Annotated in this window: 20 protein-coding genes; 7 read left to right on the top strand and 13 right to left on the bottom strand. The window is 68.7% G+C overall.

Features of this window, described 5'->3' with window-relative positions; all coding sequences use genetic code 11:
- Window positions 1-115: 115 nt before the first annotated feature.
- Together ABFO07_RS03980 and ABFO07_RS03975 are read right to left on the bottom strand one after the other, a co-directional pair.
- A complete protein-coding gene (locus tag ABFO07_RS03980) occupies window positions 116-1,000 on the bottom strand; it encodes an ABC transporter ATP-binding protein (RefSeq protein ID WP_059566466.1) in 885 nt (294 codons plus the stop codon).
- On the bottom strand, window positions 997-2,118 hold the full coding sequence (locus ABFO07_RS03975) for an MlaE family ABC transporter permease (protein WP_059566465.1): 1,122 nt from the start codon (window positions 2,116-2,118) through the stop codon (window positions 997-999). The genes ABFO07_RS03980 and ABFO07_RS03975 overlap by 4 nt, the downstream gene beginning before the upstream one ends.
- Before the next feature lie 277 nt (window positions 2,119-2,395).
- Here ABFO07_RS03975 and ABFO07_RS03970 point away from each other — a divergent pair, with 277 nt between their 5' ends.
- From ABFO07_RS03970 to ABFO07_RS03960, 3 genes are all read left to right on the top strand, one after another.
- Window positions 2,396-4,450 (top strand): bifunctional 2',3'-cyclic-nucleotide 2'-phosphodiesterase/3'-nucleotidase, encoded by a 2,055-nt coding sequence (locus ABFO07_RS03970; RefSeq protein WP_060149042.1) that lies wholly within the window; start codon window positions 2,396-2,398, stop codon window positions 4,448-4,450.
- Between the two features lie 8 nt (window positions 4,451-4,458).
- Window positions 4,459-5,295 carry a tetratricopeptide repeat protein gene (locus ABFO07_RS03965; RefSeq protein ID WP_060149041.1) on the top strand — a complete coding sequence of 279 codons (837 nt, stop codon included), beginning with the start codon at window positions 4,459-4,461 and terminating at the stop codon, window positions 5,293-5,295.
- Between the two features lie 222 nt (window positions 5,296-5,517).
- Window positions 5,518-6,048 (top strand): hypothetical protein, encoded by a 531-nt coding sequence (locus tag ABFO07_RS03960; protein WP_059891232.1) that lies wholly within the window; start codon window positions 5,518-5,520, stop codon window positions 6,046-6,048.
- Between the two features lie 28 nt (window positions 6,049-6,076).
- On the opposite strand, the gene ABFO07_RS03955 is transcribed toward ABFO07_RS03960, so the two are convergent.
- From ABFO07_RS03955 to ABFO07_RS03935, 5 genes are all read right to left on the bottom strand, one after another.
- Window positions 6,077-6,925, bottom strand: a complete 849-nt coding sequence (locus ABFO07_RS03955) for a hypothetical protein (protein ID WP_311767915.1) — start codon at window positions 6,923-6,925, stop codon at window positions 6,077-6,079.
- Between the two features lie 236 nt (window positions 6,926-7,161).
- On the bottom strand, window positions 7,162-7,413 hold the full coding sequence (locus ABFO07_RS03950; protein WP_124516563.1) for a hypothetical protein: 252 nt from the start codon (window positions 7,411-7,413) through the stop codon (window positions 7,162-7,164).
- A complete protein-coding gene (locus tag ABFO07_RS03945; protein ID WP_347468378.1) occupies window positions 7,410-7,997 on the bottom strand; it encodes a type VI secretion system amidase effector protein Tae4 in 588 nt (195 codons plus the stop codon). The genes ABFO07_RS03950 and ABFO07_RS03945 overlap by 4 nt, the downstream gene beginning before the upstream one ends.
- A complete protein-coding gene (locus tag ABFO07_RS03940) occupies window positions 7,997-8,590 on the bottom strand; it encodes a hypothetical protein (protein WP_230975234.1) in 594 nt (197 codons plus the stop codon). The genes ABFO07_RS03945 and ABFO07_RS03940 overlap by 1 nt, the downstream gene beginning before the upstream one ends.
- Before the next feature lie 11 nt (window positions 8,591-8,601).
- A complete protein-coding gene (locus tag ABFO07_RS03935; RefSeq protein ID WP_347468376.1) occupies window positions 8,602-9,474 on the bottom strand; it encodes a PAAR domain-containing protein in 873 nt (290 codons plus the stop codon).
- A 102-nt stretch (window positions 9,475-9,576) separates the two neighbouring features.
- On the opposite strand from ABFO07_RS03935, the gene ABFO07_RS03930 reads away from it, so the two are divergent.
- Genes ABFO07_RS03930 through ABFO07_RS03920 form a run of 3 tightly spaced genes read left to right on the top strand, consistent with a single transcriptional unit; the run spans window position 9,577 to window position 11,700 of the window.
- Window positions 9,577-10,497: a biotin--[acetyl-CoA-carboxylase] ligase gene (locus ABFO07_RS03930; protein ID WP_059883239.1), complete on the top strand. Its 921-nt coding sequence runs from the start codon at window positions 9,577-9,579 to the stop codon at window positions 10,495-10,497.
- Window positions 10,494-11,282 carry a type III pantothenate kinase gene (locus ABFO07_RS03925; protein ID WP_059922971.1) on the top strand — a complete coding sequence of 263 codons (789 nt, stop codon included), beginning with the start codon at window positions 10,494-10,496 and terminating at the stop codon, window positions 11,280-11,282. The genes ABFO07_RS03930 and ABFO07_RS03925 overlap by 4 nt, the downstream gene beginning before the upstream one ends.
- A 16-nt stretch (window positions 11,283-11,298) precedes the next feature.
- On the top strand, window positions 11,299-11,700 hold the full coding sequence (locus ABFO07_RS03920) for a hypothetical protein (RefSeq protein ID WP_347468375.1): 402 nt from the start codon (window positions 11,299-11,301) through the stop codon (window positions 11,698-11,700).
- Window positions 11,701-11,721: 21 nt separating this feature from the next.
- Here ABFO07_RS03920 and rfaE2 read toward each other — a convergent pair whose 3' ends face one another.
- The 6 genes from rfaE2 to ABFO07_RS03890 all read right to left on the bottom strand — a co-directional run bounded on the left by rfaE2 (window position 11,722) and on the right by ABFO07_RS03890 (window position 17,619).
- Window positions 11,722-12,207: a D-glycero-beta-D-manno-heptose 1-phosphate adenylyltransferase gene (rfaE2, locus tag ABFO07_RS03915; protein ID WP_059883234.1), complete on the bottom strand. Its 486-nt coding sequence runs from the start codon at window positions 12,205-12,207 to the stop codon at window positions 11,722-11,724.
- 123 nt (window positions 12,208-12,330) lie between these two features.
- Complete coding sequence (locus ABFO07_RS03910) at window positions 12,331-13,206, bottom strand: ferritin (RefSeq protein WP_059566455.1); 876 nt, start codon at window positions 13,204-13,206, stop codon at window positions 12,331-12,333.
- 449 nt (window positions 13,207-13,655) lie between these two features.
- The gene (locus ABFO07_RS03905) at window positions 13,656-14,864 is read right to left on the bottom strand and encodes a patatin-like phospholipase family protein (protein WP_059566454.1); all 1,209 of its coding nucleotides are present in this window, start codon (window positions 14,862-14,864) and stop codon (window positions 13,656-13,658) included.
- A gap of 31 nt (window positions 14,865-14,895) precedes the next feature.
- Window positions 14,896-15,609 (bottom strand): PhaM family polyhydroxyalkanoate granule multifunctional regulatory protein, encoded by a 714-nt coding sequence (locus ABFO07_RS03900; RefSeq protein WP_059960079.1) that lies wholly within the window; start codon window positions 15,607-15,609, stop codon window positions 14,896-14,898.
- Window positions 15,610-15,681: 72 nt separating this feature from the next.
- Complete coding sequence (locus ABFO07_RS03895) at window positions 15,682-16,509, bottom strand: enoyl-CoA hydratase/isomerase family protein (protein ID WP_059566584.1); 828 nt, start codon at window positions 16,507-16,509, stop codon at window positions 15,682-15,684.
- 117 nt (window positions 16,510-16,626) lie between these two features.
- On the bottom strand, window positions 16,627-17,619 hold the full coding sequence (locus tag ABFO07_RS03890) for a fumarylacetoacetate hydrolase family protein (RefSeq protein WP_060016071.1): 993 nt from the start codon (window positions 17,617-17,619) through the stop codon (window positions 16,627-16,629).
- 136 nt (window positions 17,620-17,755) lie between these two features.
- Here ABFO07_RS03890 and ABFO07_RS03885 point away from each other — a divergent pair, with 136 nt between their 5' ends.
- Window positions 17,756-18,622 carry an IclR family transcriptional regulator gene (locus ABFO07_RS03885; protein ID WP_060016069.1) on the top strand — a complete coding sequence of 289 codons (867 nt, stop codon included), beginning with the start codon at window positions 17,756-17,758 and terminating at the stop codon, window positions 18,620-18,622.
- Window positions 18,623-18,718: the final 96 nt, after the last annotated feature.

Raw genomic sequence — 18,718 nt, 5'->3', positions numbered from 1 at the left:
GCCCGCATGGCGGTGTCGCGCGTCGCTTGTCTGGCTCGGCCAAACGGCGCTCCTCCCTTCTTGCCCTGCGCGCGATTTCGGGCATTCGCATGTGCGTTCCATATGTCAACAGACCCTAAAGCTCGACGCTCGACGGCGCCGGTTCGAGGGCCGCCTTCGGCAGCTTCGCGCGCCGCTCGGGCGGCAGCGCCTGCAGCGCGCGGCGGCCGCGCAGCCCCAGAAAATATTCGTGGATGAACGGGTGATCGACGTTCGCGGCCTCCTCGACCGGCGCGGCGACCAGCACCTTGCGATCGGCGAGCACCGCGACGCGCGTCGACAACGCGACCATCGTGTCGAGATCGTGCGTGACCATCACGACCGTCAGCCCGAGCGTGCGGTGCAGCGTCGCGATCAGCTCGACGAATTCCTCCGACGCCTGCGGGTCGAGCCCGGCCGTCGGCTCGTCGAGGAACAGCAGCTCCGGCTCGAGCGCGATCGCGCGCGCGATGCCGACCCGCTTCACCATCCCGCCCGACAGCGCGGCCGGCATCTTCGACGCATGCTTGCACGGCAGCCCGACCATCTCCAGCTTCAGCATCACGATGTCGTTCAGCAGGTCGGGCGGCACACGGCCCAGCTCGCGCAGCGGCTGCGCGACGTTGTCGAACACCGTCATCGACGAGAACAGCGCGCCCTGCTGGAACAGCATCCCCGAGCGGGTGCGCATCGTGCGCGCGGTGGCCGCGTCGATCGTCGAGGTATCCGCGCCGAACACCTTGATCGTCCCGGACGTCGGCCGCTCGAGGCCGAGGATCTGCCGCACCAGCGTGGTCTTGCCCGAGCCCGAGCCGCCGACGATCGACACGATCTCGCCGCGCTTCACGTCGAAATCGAGCTTCTGGTGAACGATGTTGCGCCCGTAGCGCTTGGTCAGGTTGCGCACCTCGATCACGAACTCGTCGGAGGGCTGCGCGCCGGCCGTCGCGGCGCCGGCTGCCGGTTCGATCGGCGTGTTCATCCCAACCCCACGTTCTGGAACAGCATCGCGAACACCGCGTCGGCGAGGATCACGACCGTGATCGACGTGACGACCGACGTCGTCGTGCCTTCGCCGAGGCTCTGCGAATTCGCCTTGATGCGGAAGCCGAAATGGCACGCGACGAGCGCGATCAGCATCCCGAACACCACGCCCTTGCCGAGGCCGATGTACAGGTTCGCGATCGGCACGACGCCCGGCAGCGAACGCACGAAATAGTTGAAGTCGATGCCGAGCGCGAGCTTCGCGGCGAGCGCGCCGCCCGTGAGCGCGACGATGTTGGTCCACATCACGAGCAGCGGCATCGCGACGCCGAGCGCGAGCACCCGCGGCAGGATCAGCCGCAGCCCGTGCGGGATGCCCATCACGCGCATCGCGTCGAGCTCCTCCGTCACGCGCATCACGCCGATCTGCGCGGTGATCGCCGAGCCCGAGCGCCCGGCGACGAGGATCGCCGACAGCACCGGCCCGAGCTCGCGGATCACCGACAGGCCGAGGATGTTCACGATGTAGCGGTTTGCGCCGAACATCTGCAGCTGCTGCGCGGACAGGTAGCTCAGCACGATGCCGATCAGGAACGCGACCAGCGCGGTGATCGGCAGTGCCTGCGCGCCCGCGCTGTAGACGTTCGCCGAGGTTTCCTTCCACGGCATCGTCTTCGGCCGGCGCAGCACCGACAGCGCGTCGAGGATCACGCGGCCGAACATCGCGATGCCGCCCTGCAGGTGCTCGGCGAACGTGAAGAGCGCCTGGCCGAGGCGCGTGACGGGATCGAAGCGCACGACGCGCTCGGGCGACTCGCGCTGGCTGTCGAGCCGCTCGATGCGCTCGAAGATCGTGCGCTGCGTGTCGGTGAGCGCGATGCCGGACGGCAGGCGGCGGCCCCAGACGCGCCACAGCGCCTGGCCGCCGACGTGGTCGAGCCGTTCGATCGCGGACAGGTCCCATTCGCGCACGCGCTCGCTCGCCAGGCCGGCGACGCGGCGCGCGACGCCGCGATTGCGCGCCAGCGCCAGCGCGGTCCACTGCCCGGACAGGCGCACGGTCGGGCCCTGCCCGCCGGCATCGACCGACAGGCCGGGAGGGGTTTCGAAATCCAAGGCGGCTTGTTTGCAATAGGATGACAGCGGCCATTGTAGCGAACCGCCCGGCGCCGCGACGTGAGGATTTCCGCCGGGGCGCGCCGGCCGCCGGACGGCGCCCGCGGCGCCCCGCCACGGGGCCGCGGCCCGCCGCCTTCCGGCAAGCCATCGCGCCCTTTCATTCCTTCGTCACGAATCCTTTCGATACTCTCACGCGCCGCACCGCAGGCCGTCGGTGCACGCGTCGCTTTCCGCGGCGGACCACGACAACACAGAACATCAACCAGGACAACCGATGCGACTCCCCTCGCTTCTCCGCCATCGCGCGCCGGCAGCCGCCGCGCTCGCGAGCCTCGCCTTTCTTGCCGCCTGCAACGGCGACGACGTCACCGCCCCGCCCGCCTCGCAGGCGCCCGCCGGCACGAAGGCGACGCTGGCGCTGCTCGAGACGACCGACCTGCACACCAACGTGCTGTCGTATGACTATTTCAAGCTCGCGGCCGACAACTCGCTCGGTTTCGAGCGCGTCGCGACGCTGATCGCGCAGGCGCGCGCGCAGTATCCCAACACGCTGCTGCTCGACAACGGCGACACGATCCAGGGCACCGCGCTCGCCGACTACCAGGCGCTCGTGAACCCGGTCGGCTGCGACCAGACGCTCGCGATCTACAAGGTGATGAACGCCGCCAAGTTCGACGGCGGCGGGATCGGCAACCACGAATTCAACTACGGGCTGCCGTACCTGTCGCAGGTGACCGGCAACACGTTCGACGTCGACGGGCTGCCCGCGCCCGCGCAGCAGAAGAAGTGCGCGGGCCCGGCGTTCCCGCAGGTGCTCGCGAACGTGATCAGCGCGCGCACCAACGCGCCGCTGTTCACGCCGTACACGATCCTCACCCGCACGGTGAGCGCGACCGCGCCGGACGGCACGACGGTCAGCGCGCCGGTGAAGATCGGCATCATCGGCTTCACGCCGCCCGCGATCATGAACTGGGACAAGCGCTGGCTCGACGGCAAGGTCTACACGACCGGCCTGAAGGAAGCGGCCGAAAAATACGTGCCCGAGATGCGCGCGAAGGGCGCCGACCTCGTCGTCGCGATCTCGCACGGCGGGCTCGACAACTCGGCGTACTCGCCGACGATGGAGAACGGCAGCTGGTGGCTGTCGACCGTGCCGGGCATCGACGCGATGCTGATCGGCCACTCGCACCAGGTGTTCCCGGATGCCAACAGCACCGTGCCGCAGTTCAACCTGCCGGGCGTCGACAAGGTCAAGGGCACCGTCAACGGCGTGCCGACCGTGATGGCGAACTTCTGGGGCAAGCACCTCGGCGTGATCAAGCTCGGCCTCGCGTTCGACGGCAAGACCTGGAGCGTCGACAAGTCGCAGACCACCGTCGAGGCGCGCCCCATCCAGAACGCCGACAAGAGCTACGTCGCCGCCGATCCGTCGGTCGCGGCCGCGATCGCCGCCGAGCATCAGGCGACCATCAACTACGTGAAGACGCCGATCGGCACGACCGACTACCGGATGACCTCGTATTTCGCCGACGTCGGCGATCCGGGCGCGATCCAGATCGTCAACGAGGCGCAGGCCGACTACGTGAAGACCTACGTGCAGGCGAACCTGCCGCAATACGCGTCGCTGCCGGTGCTGTCGGTCAGCGCGCCGTTCAAGAGCGGCTTCGGCGGCGGCAACGACTTCACCGACGTCGCGCCGGGCTCAGTCGCGATCAACAACGCGGCCGACCTTTACCTGTACCCGAACACCGTGTATGCGGTGAAGGTGAGCGGCGCGGACGTGAAGAACTGGCTCGAGACGGCCGCGAAGCGCTTCAACCGGATCGATCCGACGCAGGCGAGCGTGCAGAAGCTCGTCAGCAGCTTCCCCGGCTACAACTTCGACATGTTCACGTCGCCCGACCTGACCTACGAGATCGACGTCACGCAGCCGGTCGGCAGCCGGATCAGAAACCTCGCGTACAAGGGCGCGCCGATCGACCCGAACGCGCAGCTGATCGTCGCGACCAACAACTATCGCGCGAGCGGCGGCGGCAACTTCCCGGGCCTCGACGGCAGCAAGACGATCTTCGCGTCGCCGGACGCGAACCGCGACGTGCTGATCGCGTTCATCAAGAAGCGCGGCGCGATCACCCGCGCGGCGGACGGCGCGCAGCGCAGCTGGCGCTTCACCAGGCTCGCGAGCTCGGTCGCGCACGTGCAGTTCGCGTCCGCGCCGAACCGCCTCGCCGACGCGACGGCAGCCGGCCTCGTCGGCATCACGCAGGTCGCGGCCGACGACGGCTCGGGCAAGAACCTCGCCACCTACGAGATCGACCTGACGCAATGAGGCACGCGATGCAACCGATCCGCACGATGCGGCCCACCGAGGCCGGCGTGGCCGGCGCCGCGCGGCGCCTGCTGCGCGTGAAACTGCCGCCGGCCGCGCTGCTCGCGGCGATGGCGGCGTTCGTGGCCGCCGCCGTCGCGGCCGGCGGCTGGCGCGGCGCCGGCCCCGCGCCGAGCGCCGCGCAGCTCGACGAATGGCAGGCGATGGTCACGCAGGCCGCCGAGCCGCATGCGCTCGCCCGGCTGCGCGACCTCGCGCGCGCGGGGTCGGGCGGCGCGCAGGCGGCGCTTGGCGTCGCGCTCGCCGAGGCCCGCGAGCCGGGCCTGCGCGACGAAGGGCGCGGCTGGCTCGAAACCGCCGCGCAAGGCGGCGACGCGGCGGCCGCGCGGCGCGCGCAATTCGCGCTCGGCAAGGCGCTGCTGCTCGGCAGCGGCGGCCAGCCGAAGGACTATGCGCGCGCCCGCGCGCTGCTCGGCGAGGCCGCCGCGCACGGCGATCCGGCGGCGGCCTACTACCTCGGCCTGATCTACCGCAGCGGCTACGGCACGGCCGCCGATCCGGCGCAGGCGGCGCGCTGGTTCGAGCAGGCGTCGCGCGCCGACATCCCGGCCGCCGACTTCATGCTCGCGAACGCGTATCGCGACGGCAGCGGCGTGCCGCGCGACGAATCGCGCGCGCTCGCGCTGTACCGGCGCGCGGCCGAGCACGAGCTGCCGGAAGCGGTGCAGACGCTCGCGATGGCGTACCGCAACGGCGAACTCGGGCTCAAGCCCGATGCGGACGCATTCCATGCGCAGTGGATCGAGACCGCGCATGCGTTGAAGCATCCGGTGGTTGCGCCTTGAGGGTTCTCGTGCACGCACGAACACGAACCGAGGCAAGGTCGGTGGCCTGACGCGCTTGACCGGACGCCCCGCGCGTCGATCGTCCGGAAACGGAATCGATCGCGGGGCGCGGGCGCGCGTGCCGGCCACGGTGCCGCCCTCCGATCGAGCGGCGCCGGTCGAGCGGCGCGCGGCGTTGCCTTAACATACCGCCTCACAATAAAACCTGAGAGGACCGTATCCATGCCGCATCGCCTGTCCGGGCTTCGCGCCGCCCTCGGCGCCATCGCCGCCGCCCCGTTCGTTGCGCTCGCCGCGCCGCCCGCCCATCCCGACATCTTCAACGCCGCGATCTGCAAGCCGCCGTTTACGTCGGATCTCATGAGCACGATCTACGACACCGTCAAGGCAACCGATCCGAAGCCGGACGAGTCGATGCTGGGCGCCGCGGTCTTCCGCCTGCCGGAGCCGATCCGCCGGGACGGCTTCACCACGCAGAACGTCGTGTTCACCAGCACCGGGATCGGCGTGCTCGTGGAAGGCGAAGTGGCCGACCGGCTCGCGCAGCGCTACCAGCTCGCCCCCGAGAAGGGCCACCTGCTGGGCGCGTCGTCCGTCGGCTATTCGCGCCGGCTGACGGTCCGCGGCCCGGGCGGCGCGCTGATCCTCGTGTCGGCCCGCCAGGGCCCGGCGCTCAAGGGCAAGACGCTGCTTGCGTGTGAAATGACGTCCGAGGAAGACATCAAGGCGCTGGAGCGGATGGAAAAGCATTGAGCCGGCCAAGCGCCGCCGTGACATCCCGTCAGGCGGCGCTGCTACGCGCGGGCCGTTCCAGACGCATGTACGCGTCGGACACGATCAGCCCGAAGACGACGTGATCGAGCGCGCTCACCCAGCCTCGCGCGTCGGCGAACCACGGGAACAATTGCGTCATGCCGTAGTAATTGACGACGTACAGCAGCACGCCGAATATGGCCCCTGCCGCGCTGGCCATCCCAACGCTCGAATCCAGGCTGAAACACGCGATGATCACAGCCAGGATCAGCGCGAATACGATCGACAACGCGAAGTGCACGCCCAGCGCCGCCAGCAGGGTTCCCACTTCGACCGTGGTCGACGGCACGAGCGCGTCGTCGCCGAAGTAGATGGCCGCGATCATGCGCAACGGCGCCCACGCGTCCCGTACGATGATTGCCGCCGCAACGACCTGAGTGACGAGGAAAACCGCGCCGGCCACGCAGCCGCCGATCACGGCGGCACGCCATACCGGAACGCGGCGCACGTAATGGTGCGAATGCATGTGGAGTTGCATCGCCATCTCCTTGAAAGCAGTCCGCCGCCGCGTCAATGCTGGTGCGTATGCGACGTACCCGAGCGCACGGCCGACCGTGCCGACACGAGCGACTCTGACAGCCGGTGACAGGCACGCGACATCGGCGGCCCGACGGCGTCGGAGATCCGGTTCGTCTTGCGGTGGAAGCGCTCGAACAGGCTGGACAGGCTCGAACACGAATGAAGCTTGCTCATCACCATTTCCCTCGACGGGCAGTGACGAGAACCGGTCGGCACTCGCCACATACGCCGCGAAAGCGGATATATCGAACGTAGTCTCGCCGGTCGGGAAGATCAAGATGACGACGGCCGCCGTCACGTCACGACGGTGGGTTCCGCAAACGAAGACCGTGACGCGGCAGTGGTAAATGCAGGACGCGGAACTGCAAGCGCTTGCGTGACCGCGCTAGCTGAGTCGTGGAAAAAATGGCCGCGCCTGATGCGCGGCCCTTGCCAAACCGACAAGTCCAAGCGCTGTGAAAATCGTGGCAAGCCTCTCCGCCTCACCGAACTTTTCGATCTGATACAAGGCAGCCGCAAAGGTGGCATGAATTGTCATGCTTTCCGCTTTTTTCTCACCCGGCTTCGTTCCCATACATACCCACGCCAGCCGCCGATCACCGAGCCCACAATCACGGACATAAACCAACCGGCAAAAAACAGGTTCGCAACTTGCGGGCTCGTATCGAACAGGCTTCCCTTCCCGTGAAGAATCAAAACTCCAAACAGATATAAGCCACCCCAACAAGCAAGCGTCACTATGACCGAGCCGGCAATTGCGCCGATGGCGGTTCTCAGTAATTTCATTTTATCGGGAAGAATATGATTGCTTTCGACTTACGAAAATCAGACCACAATCCGGGAATCACGACATTCCACCGGATTCGGAGTCCAGTACCGAATCCCGTGAGCTTTTCGCCGTTCCATAAATCAATGTGCCCGCCGCTGGCATTCCCCTCTGTTTCCCCTTCGCGAGTCCAGTAGCCATCGAACATGATAATCCCGGTCCGCCCCTCGACCTTATCCCTCCAATCTTCTCCGGTGACGTTTTCCACCCTCCCCAGGCCAGCAAACGGCTGCAACCTCAGCCACTCCCCAAGTTCGTTGGCGCGCGTGGCGGTTGCCTTTCCGTTCAGCAGGATTCGCCCGATGCTCGACTGACCTCCAAGGGGTTTGACCAGTTTCGACGAAAAAGACTTCATTTCAATGCCGACGCGATGAAAGGCGACGCTCATGCGAATGGCGCATTGATTGGTATAAGCCGGATTGTCATAGGGATTGCCCGACGGGTAGGCGTCCCATAGCTCCGCGAATGTTACCGCCCGCAATTGCACAACCTTGATGGAATCGGGCGTGGTGTTCGTTCTTACCGTTGTCGGGCTGTTTGGCATCACGTCCAGTCCTTGTGTACAAGAGCGTCTTCGCCCCAATAGATCATATAACTGTCGGCGATCTCGGAATGGATCCGCGGCAACTGGCCATTACTGTTGACATGTCCTGCGAAAGTCCGTCCGTCGCTTAGTTCGATCAGATATGGATAATTCTGCGGTAGCGTGGTGCGTATGCTGGCGCGCACCTGTTCGTCATACGTAGCGGAAACATCCGTCTGCACTACCATCGCGACCTCGGCCCCCCTGATGTTTGCGGCCGAGGCGCTGCTTCCTCCCGCCAGCGTCGCGGCTTCCTGCGACGTGACGATCATTTTCATGCCGCGCTCGGCATGGAAAATGGGTGGCGGATTGCATCCACAGACATTGATATCGCCACTCAACGCCCACGGCTTGCCATTTGGGCCTGTACCGGGCAGGCGTGGCCCCTTCGGCGCGATGAACCCGTCCTGTTTGCAGGCCGTGCAGTAGGTTCTCATGTAGAGCGTTGCAATTTGCACGGGCGGCGGCGGATTAGAACAAGTGACGTGTTCCAATCCTTCTGTAATCGTGGCGCTGCCACCTCGGTCGCCTCTGGCAAGAAAATAACGGATCATGTGGCCTCGCCTCAGCGTGTCGCTGCCGAAAGCTTCACAACCGTGAATGTGTCGGCGGAGATGAGACCTTCACGCTCGGGACTGTCCGTAATGGTGTCGCCGTTATCCAGTTCGCTACCGACGAAAGCCAGTGGTTCGAAGTTGCGGTTATCCGACAGCCCGAGCCCGCTGATGATTCGTGCAGTCGAGCCATCCGCATAGTGGATCAGATCGCCTACGATGCCGGCCTTGCCGAGCCGAATACCTGTATCCCACGTGCCAGTTGTTTCGCGCAACACGCCACCTCGTGCTGTCGTCGCGCCTCGCACCGCCAGCCGATAGCGCAGCGGCGCGGGCGGCGGCACATAGGTGGGGTCGAACAGTCCGTCGGCGGTTGTCCCGGCTGGCACATGAATTCCCCACGACCGCTGGGGCGTTTCGACAATATGGTCGCCGTTGCTCAAGCGACTACCCACGAGTGCAAACGGCTTGTCACCGCCAATCGCATACCTGCCTGCGCCGTCCGTAATGACGGCCTCGCTGCCGTCCTCGTAGGTCACGATATCGCCGACGCGGGCAACGGCAAGCCCGACGACCGTCAACTTGCTGCTGGCCTTGGTCACGCGACCGCCGCGCTGCGTGAGTGCTCCGATAGTGGCGAAAAGATGGGTCGGGGTCTTCTGCTCGTTGCTCATCCGGATCTCCCTTCTCGACAAATGGCTGAGGATTGCTACGCACAAAATTTGCGCGAACGAGAAAGGGGAATCAATCTGACAAATTCGAAATCCTCGCCAATAGGATTCGTTGAAGTTTGTTTGCGCAATAGATGAGCCAACGCAATCGCCATCCAACTTGGCAAGGTGTTGGCACTCATGTTCGTGCTTGACCAGACCAAGCGTCTGCACGACCAGAACGAGAAATCCATGTCTCAGCCTCACACACGCCGCGTCTCCGCTGCCGCCATACTTCCCGGCGCGATCTAGCCCCCTGTCGCTACAATAGGCGCCATGAACGCCCCCACCTCCTCCGACACGCCCGATTCCGGCGACGCGCACATCGCGCGCGGCCGCCTCGAGGCGCATCTGGACGCCACGCCGCGCGCGTGGCCGCTCGACATCGTCGCCGCGACCGGCTCGACCAACGCCGACCTCGCCGCGCGCCTGAAGGCGCTGCCGCGCGCCGCGAACGCGCTGCCCGCGCCGCTCGTGCGCGTCGCGTTCGAGCAGACGGCCGGCCGCGGCCGGCAGGGCCGCCCGTGGTTCGCGCAGCCCGGCAACGCGCTGCTCTGCTCGGTCGGCTGCATCGTGCCGCGCCCGGTCGACGCGCTCGGCGGGCTGAGCATCGCGATCGGCGTCGCGCTCGCCGAAGGGCTCGCCGCGCTGCCGCTCGACGGCCGCAGCGGCGTCGCGCTCAAATGGCCGAACGACCTGCTGCTCACCGCCACCGACGCCGGCACGCAGCGCATCGTCGGCAAGCTCGCCGGGATCCTGATCGAAACGGTGTGGACGACGGCCGACGCGACCGCCGTCGTGATCGGCTTCGGCGTCAACGTGCGCGGCGCGGAAACCGTCGCCGCCCAGGTCGATGCTCAGCGCGCGCGCGAAGCGTCGCTCGCGGGCGCGCTGCCGCCGGCCGCGCTGTCGTCCGCGTGGTCGTCCGCGAACCTCACCGATGCGCTCGCCGCGGCGCTGAACGCGCTCACGCCCGCGCTCGCGCAGTTCGCGACCGACGGGCTCGCGCCGTTCCTGCCGCGCTGGCACGCGCGGCACGCGTACGCGGGCCGCGAAGTGGTGCTGCTCGAGCAAGGCGTCGAGCGCGCGCGCGGCATCGCGACCGGCATCGACGCGGCCGGCCAGCTGCTGCTCGACACGCCGGCCGGCGTGCAGGCGATCGCGGCCGGCGACGTGTCGCTGCGCGAGGCGCAATGAGCGAACCGGTCCTGCTGATCGACGCCGGCAACAGCCGGATCAAGTGGGCGCTCGCCGACGCCCGGCGCGCGCTGGCCGAGACCGGCGCGTTCAGCCATGCGCGCGACGGCGGCGGCAATCCGGACTGGTCGCGCCTGCCGCGCCCGCGCGGCGCGTGGATCTCGAACGTCGCCGGCGCGGACGTGGCCGCGCGGCTCGACGCGCTGCTCGACGCGCGCTGGCCGGGCCTGCCGCGCACGACGATCCGCGCGTGCGCCGCGCAGTGCGGCGTGACGAACGGCTATACGACGCCCGACCAGCTCGGCAGCGACCGCTGGGCCGGGATGATCGGCGCGCACGCGGCATTTCCGGGCGAACATCTGCTGATCGCGACGTTCGGCACCGCGACGACGCTCGAGGCGCTGCGCGCGGACGGCCGCTTCACGGGCGGGCTGATCGCGCCGGGCTGGGCGCTGATGATGCGCGCGCTCGGCACGCACACGGCGCAGCTGCCGACGCTGACGACCGACATCGCGAGCGGCCTGCTGGCCGACGCGCAGGCGGCGCCGTTCCAGGTCGACACGCCGCGTTCGCTGTCGGCCGGCTGCCTGTATGCGCAGGCGGGCCTGATCGAGCGCGCGTGGCGCGACCTGAACGACGCGTGGCAGGCGCCGGTGCGGCTCGTGCTGGCGGGCGGCGCGGCGGACGAGGTCGCGCGCGCGCTGACGGTGCCGCATACGCGGCACGACACGCTGATTCTGTCCGGCCTCGCGCTGATTGCCGCGGAATCCGCCGCGAACGGTTAATGCCGGCCCTGCGCGCGTGCCGCGCGCCGACCGGCCGAACCCGCTGAATGGCCTGCCGAATGTGCCGAATGACCGGCCCCCGGATGGCCGGCCCAATGGAATGACGAAAGGAGTGTCGACGATGCTGCGCTGGCTGATCGCTGTTCTCTTTCTCGCCAACATGCTCGCGCTCGTGGTGATGCGCGGAGTGTTCGGGCCGCTGCCCGCGGCCGGCCCGCGCGAGCCGGAGATGCTGCTGCGGCAGGTGCGGCCCGACGCGCTGCGCGTCACGCCGCTCGCGCAAGCGTCCGACCAGGCCGTCGTCGGCGGCCCGATCGCGCCGCCGGCCGTGGCAGCAGAACCGCTCGCGGCATCGGCATCGGCATCGGCATCGACATCGACATCGACATCGACATCGACATCAGCATCGGCGCCGTAACGCCGGCCCGGCGCGGCCTGCTTACGGCTGCTGCGCGCGCACCTTCTTCAACAGCGCGGTGGTCGAGCGATCATGCTCGAACGGGATCGCGAGCGCGCGGCCGCCCCAGCCGCGCACCAGCGCGGATTCCGGCAGCACGTCCATGTCGTAGTCGCCGCCCTTCACGAGGATGTCCGGACGGACGGCCTCGATCAGCGAAACGGGCGTCTGTTCCTCGAACTTCACGACCCAGTCGACGCTTTCGAGCGCCGCGAGCAGCGCCATCCGGTCTTCCTCGCGGTTGATCGGCCGATCGTCGCCCTTGCCGAGCATGCGCACCGACGCGTCGCTGTTGACGCCGACGATCAGGCACGCGCCGAGCGCCTTCGCGTCGGCGAGATAGGTGACATGGCCGCGATGCAGGATGTCGAACACCCCGTTCGTGAACACGACGGGCGACGGCAGCGATGCGCGCAGCGCGACGAGGGCGTCGCGGGTGATCAGCTTGCGTTCGAAAGTGGCGGGCATGATGGGTGACTGACGGTAGTGAACGGCGTGCGCGGCGCGCACGCCCAAGAAAAAGCCCGCCGGACGGGCCGGGCGGGCTTCGTGTCGCAGGCGCCGCCGGCCGGGCCGGCAGGCGCGGCGGCGTCAGGCCGGCTGGGCGGCCGACGAACCGTTCTCGGCCTGCAGGCGGCCGGTGACTTCCTTGCGATACCGGTTGAGCTCCTGCGCGGTGGCGAACGTGCGCTCGAACAGGATCGACAGGTTGTGCAGGATACGCTCGACGACCTTCTTTTCCCACTCGCCGTCGAAGCGGATCTGCTCGTCGAGCCAGCGCTCGAGCCACTCCGGATCGGGCAGGCGCGACTGCACGGTGTCGCGCGGGAACAGCGCCTGGTTCACGTGCAGGTTGGTCGGGTGCAGCGGCTTCTCGGTGCGGCGCGCCGACGCCATCAGCACGCCGATCTTCGCGAACGCCGCGCGCGCGACGTCGCCGCAGTTCGACAGCGCCTTCTTCATGTAGCGCAGGTACGCGCCGCCGTGGCGGGCTTCGTCGCGCGAGATCGTTTCGTAGATGTGCTTGATGACCGGCTCGGTGTGCCAGTCGGCCGCGCAGCGGTACCAGTGGTTCAGGCGGATCTCGCCGCAGAAGTGCAGCATCAGCGTCTCGAGCGGCGGCGCCGGGTCGAACTGGAAGCGCACCGCGTGCAGCTCTTCCTCGGTCGGCACCATTTCCGGCTTGAAGCGGCGCAGGTATTCCATCAGCACGAGCGAGTGCTTCTGCTCCTCGAAGAACCACACGCTCATGAACGCGGAAAAGTCGCTGTCGTGCTGGTTGTCGCGCAGGAACATTTCGGTCGCGGGCAGCGCCGACCATTCCGTGATCGCGTTCATCTTGATCGTCTTCGCCTGCTCGTCGGTGAGCAGCGAGGCGTCGAACTTGTCCCACGGGATGTCCTTCTCCATGTCCCAGCGGACGGCTTCGAGCGACCTGTAAAGTTCCGGATAAAGCATGGTGTTCATGATGGTCCCACCCCTGTTCTGCGCAATGCGACTTCCCTAAACATGACCGGTGCAGCAAATGCGCATGGCGATGCGCTTTTCGCAACCAAGACTCTAATTTTACGCGCGAAACCGGCCCCCGGACGCATGTTGCGCACCGGCAGCCGCGCGGCCGCGTCAGCCGCACGTGGGCCAAGCTGCGTGCCGCGCTCCGCTCGAACGGAACCGGCCGCGCTTGCCTGAGTGGGGGCCGGCGCTGGCCGGCTTCGCTGGCGAGCCCGTCCGCGGCGCCCTTGCGGGGCGCCCGAGCGGCAGGCTGCTCGATATGGTTTATTCGGCGGCGGCCATGATATCACGCGTGCATGACGCTTCCGCGACGCGATTCCGGTCGATTCCCGTCAGCCGACATGCGGCAATCCGTCGCGCCCTTGCGGCGCAAATGCGGCGCAAAAAAAACGTAGCGAAACACATCAGACCCGCATTTCCCCGGCCGCCTGCCCGTCGGGCGACGGCGCGCCCGCGCCGTCCGCGCGCGCGATCCAGCCGGCCAGCGTGTCGCGCTGCGCGCAGCCGTCGCGATAGCCGAGCTCGATCAGCTCGCGCGCGAACGCCTCCTCGAACAGCAGGTAGCTCGCGAACGACGCGCCGGCGGGCTGGCTGCCGCCGACCGCGCCGAGCAGCCCGCGCACGCTGAGCGGCAGCTGCTTCAGGTGCTTCGCGGCGATCAGCTCGATGCGCTCGGACGGTGCGATCGCGAGCACGTCGACGTGCCGCCAGCCGCTGTCCACTTCGACCTGGTGCGGCAGGTGCGTGATCATCCGGTTGATGTGCTCGATGCGCTCGATGTCCGAGCCGATCGAGTCGAGGAACACGCTCGCGAGCACCTGCTGGCCGATCTGCGCGAGCGACGGGTAGCCGCGCACGAAGCCGCCGCCGTTCACCGGAATCTCCGGCCGCGGGTCAGCCGCGCCGACCACCACGATCCGGTCCGCGCCGAAGTGGATCGCCGGCGACAGCGGCGCGATCTGGCGGATCGAGCCGTCGCCGAAGTACTCGATCTGGCCGTCGAGCACGAGCGGCACAGCCGGAAACACGAACGGAATCGCCGACGACGCGAGCAGGTGCGACGCCGACAGGTCGACGAGCCGCGCGGTGCGCTGCGCGCGCCGCCACGCCTGAATCGGTTCGGCGGCCTGGTAGAAGGTCAGGTGGCGGCCGCTCGAATAGCTGAGCGCCGTGATCGCGAGCGCGTGCAGCGTGCGCGCTTCGAGCATCTGTTCGATCCGGTGGAAGCTCAGCTCGCGCTGCAGCAGGTGCGCGAGCGGCGCATTGTCGAGCAGGCCGCGCGGCGAGCGGCGGGCCGCCCAGCCGAAACTCATCGCCGCGAGCCAGCGCGCGCCCGCGGCGGCGATGCCGAGCCAGTCGGTGCGGTACACGTAGTCGGCGCGCAGGTGCTCCCAGAACTCGAGCAGGCGCCGCACGCCGTGCGGGAAATCGTCCGCGTGGCTCGCGACCGACGTCGCGTTGATCGCGCCGGCCGACGAGCCGCACACAACCGCGAACGGCAGCGTGCGCCGCTGCGGATCGGCGTCGAGCGCGATCTCGGCCAGCGCCTTCAATACGCCGACCTGATACGCGGCGCGCGCGCCGCCTCCCATCAGTACGAGCGCGAGCCGCATCGTTCGACCTGCTACACGGGCCGCCGCGCCGCTATGCCGAGCGCTTCGGCGGACGGCTCGCCGGCGTCGACGTGGCTGCCGCGCGCGCCGCCGCCGAGCCGGCGGGCTTCGCGCGCTTCGCGGCGGGCTTGCGCGGCGCAGCCGGCGGCTCGGCCGCATCGGGCGCCGCCGCGGCCGGCGGCTCGCCCGGCTGCGGCGCCATCGCCAGATTCGCGAGCTGGCTGAACTGCGCCTGCAGCAGGTTCCACCAGCCGGCCGGATCGAACGCCGGATTCTGCGCGGCGGCGTCGCCGTCGGACGGCGCCGCCGCGGCTTGCGCCCCGGCTGCCGGCGCATCGTCGGGCGACGCGGCGGCCGCCTTCGCCGCCGCGACCGCAGCCTCCTCGGCGGCCGACATCGAGCTTTGCGCGAACGCGCCGAACGCGCGCAGCGTCGCGAGCGTCGCGCGCTGCACCTCGAGCGCCTGGATCGCGGACTGCAGCATCCCGAGGTTCAGCTTCAGCCATTGCTCGACCGCGCGCAGGTCGGTGATGCGCTTGTCGAGCTCCTCGACGTTCGTGAGCGGCGCCATCATGTCGGACATGCTCGCGAGCGACGGCGGCAGCCCGGGCGTCGCGCCGGGGAATGCGGCCATGCCGCCGAACGGCGACAGGCGGACCATTTCCCACATCCGGTCGAGCATGTCGGCGGGCTGGAAGCCGGCAAAGCCGGAGAAAGGATTGGAGCCGGTGTTATCGGTCGTCATGCGGGCGTCCTGGTTGACTGGGGGAGCGCGGCGGCCGCCTCGCGCGGCCGCCTGGATCGATCATAGCGCGCGTCAGAACGGCGCGTCGCCGGGGAATGCGGGCGGGCGCCGTTCGCGCAGCGAGCGGATCCCCTCCTGCACGTCGGGCCCCGAGAAGCCCATGAATTCGAGTGCGAGCGACGCGTCGAAAGTCGGCCCGGCCGAGCGCAGCCAGTTGTTGAGCGCGTACTTGGTCCAGCGGATCGCCGTCTGCGAGCCGTGCGCGAGCCGCTCCGCGACCTCGTACGCCTTCGGCAGCAGGTCCGCGTCGTCGACCGCGAGCGACACGAGGCCGATCCGCTCGGCCTCCTCGCCGCTCACCGGCTCGCACAGCAGCAGGTAGTACTTGGCCTTCGCCATCCCGCACAGCAGCGGCCACACGATCGCCGCGTGGTCGCCGGCCGCGACGCCGAGCCGCGTATGGCCGTCGATGATGCGCGCGCTCTTCGACGCGATCGAGATGTCGGCGAGCAGCCCGGCGACGAGCCCCGCGCCCACCGCCGGGCCGTGCATCGCGGACACGATCGGCTTGCTGCAGTTGATCACGTTGTAGACGAGGTCGCGCGCTTCGCGCCAGACCCGCGCGCGCACGTCGAAGTCGTTCGCCATCTGCTCGACGAGCGCGAGGTCGCCGCCCGCCGAGAAGCCCTTGCCCTCGCCGCGGATCACCGCGACGCGCGTGTCGGGATCGCGCTCGACGTCGCGCCAGATGTCGGCCAGCTCGCGATGCATGCGTTCGTTCGCGGTCGCGAGGCCGCTCTTGTTCGCGCCCTCGCCGCTCATCACGATTTCGAGGATGCCGTGCGGCTGGCGCCGCACCTTCAGTGCTTCGTAACCGCCATACGCGGCAAGATCCGACATGCGCAGCTCCTTGCGGAAGACCATGAATCGAGTGTAGCGAAGCCCGTGCGGGCAAACATCGGGCGAAACCCGGCGCGCGGGACGCAACCGGGTTGCGCCCGCGCCCGCCCCGTCGCGTCAGGCGGCGCCGTCGGGCGGTGCGACCGACTGCTCGATCGCGCCGAACACCGACTTGCCGGCGTCGTCGAGCATCTCGATCTTCACGGTGTCGCCGTAGCGCATGAATTCGGTCTGCGGCTTGCCGTGCTCGATCGTCTCGAGGCAGCGCTTCTCGGCGATGCAGCAGTAGCCGCGCTTCGAATCCTTGTTCGACACCGTGCCCGAGCCGACGATCGAACCCGCGCGCAGGTTGCGCGTCTTCGCCGCGTGCGCGATCAGCTGGCCGAAGTGGAACACCATGTCGGTGCCCGCGTCGGGCTGGCCGACCTTCCTGCCGTTCCAGTGAACGATCATCGGCCGGTGCACGCGGCCGTCGCGCCAGTGCTCGCCGAGTTCGTCCGGCGTCACCGCGACCGGCGCGAACGCGGTCGCCGGCTTGCTCTGGAAGAAGCCGAAGCCCTTCGCGAGCTCGGCCGGGATCAGGTTGCGCAGCGACACGTCGTTCGCGAGCGTGACGAGCCGCACGGCCTTCAGCGCGTCATCGGGCGGCACGCCCATCGGCACGTCGCCGGTGATCACCGCGACTTCCGCCTCGAAATCGATGCCCCACTCCTCGGAACGGCAGATCACGTCGTCGCGCGGCCCGAGGAAATCGTCGCTGCCGCCCTGGTACATCAGCGGATCGGTCCAGAACTCCGGCGGCATCTCCGCGCCGCGCGCACGGCGCACGAGCTCGACGTGGTTCACGTACGCGGAGCCGTCCGCCCACTGGAACGCGCGCGGCAGCGGCGCCATGCAGTTGGCCGGATCGAACGGGAACGCATGGCGCGCGCGGCCGTGGTTCACCGCGTCGTACAGGTCGCGCAGCTGCGGCGCGTAGAACGCCCAGTCGTCGAGCGCGCGCTGCAGCGTCGGCGCGATCGCGTCGGCGATCGCCGCGGTATGCAGGTCGCGCGACACGACGATCAGCTGGCCGTCGCGCGTGCCGTCCTTCAGCGAAGCAAGTTTCATAAGGGGAATCTGCCGGTGTAGTGACGATGGAAGGAATCTATTTTACGATGGTGAATCCGTGCGGCGCGCCGGCCTTGCGCGCGCCGTTGCCGAATCGACCGTTGCCTCCTCATCGCGCGCCGCGCGCCGTTGCCCCATGCCCGCCAGCCAGCTCCCAGACGACGATCTCGCCGAACCCGACACCGCCGACGACGCCGCCGGCGAGAACGGCGAGAAGGTCCGTTCCGGCATCCAGTCGATCGAGGTCGGTTTCCGCCTGCTCGACGTGCTGACGAGCGAGCCGCGCGCGATGATGCTGCGCGATCTCGCGCAGCGCGCGGGCATGAGCCCCGCGAAGGCGCACCGCTACCTGGTCAGCTTCTCGCGGCTCGGCGTGGTGTCTCAGGATCCGGTGTCGGGCCGCTACGAGCTCGGCGGCTTCGCGCTGCAGATGGGCCTCGCGCGCCTCGCGCGGGTCGACGGCGTGAAGCTCGCGCGGATCGCGCTGACCGAGCTGCGCGACCGGCTCGACCAGACCGTCGGCATCGCGGTGTGGGGCAACCAGGGGCCGACGATCGTGCACTGGATGGAATCGAGCCATCCGGCGAAGGCGTCGCTGAAGCTCGGCGACGTGATGCCGCTGCTCGGCTCCGCGACGGGCCTCCTGTTCGCCGCGTACCTGCCGCCCGGCAAGACTGCCGCCATGATCGAACGCGAGCTCGCCGACACGCACCGTTCGCCGCATCACGGCGGGCCGCGCTCGCGCGCCGAGGTCGACGCGGTGCTCGCCGACGTGCGCGCGCACGCGGCCGCGCGCGTCGAAGGGATGCTGCTGCCGACGATCCACGCGTTCTGCATGCCGGTGTTCGATGCCGTGGGCGAGCTTGCGCTCGCGATCATCGCGCTCGGCCACGAAGGCACGTTCGACATCGCGTGGGGCGGCGAGATCGACACCGCGCTGCGCGCCTGCGCGCAGAAATTGTCGTACGAACTCGGCTATAGTCCGGACGCGCGCGACGCGTGACGCGCGCACGCCGTGCGAACGCGCGGCGCCTCCGACGGTCGGAATCCTGACGAGACCCGAAACCCGGCACGCACGTTGCGCGCCGGACGACCCACG

The organism is Burkholderia stagnalis, assembly GCF_039848545.1.
GTDB lineage: Bacteria > Pseudomonadota > Gammaproteobacteria > Burkholderiales > Burkholderiaceae > Burkholderia > Burkholderia stagnalis.
The sequence above is the reverse complement of the archived record's forward strand: the minus strand, read 5'-3'. Positions and strand labels throughout refer to the sequence as shown.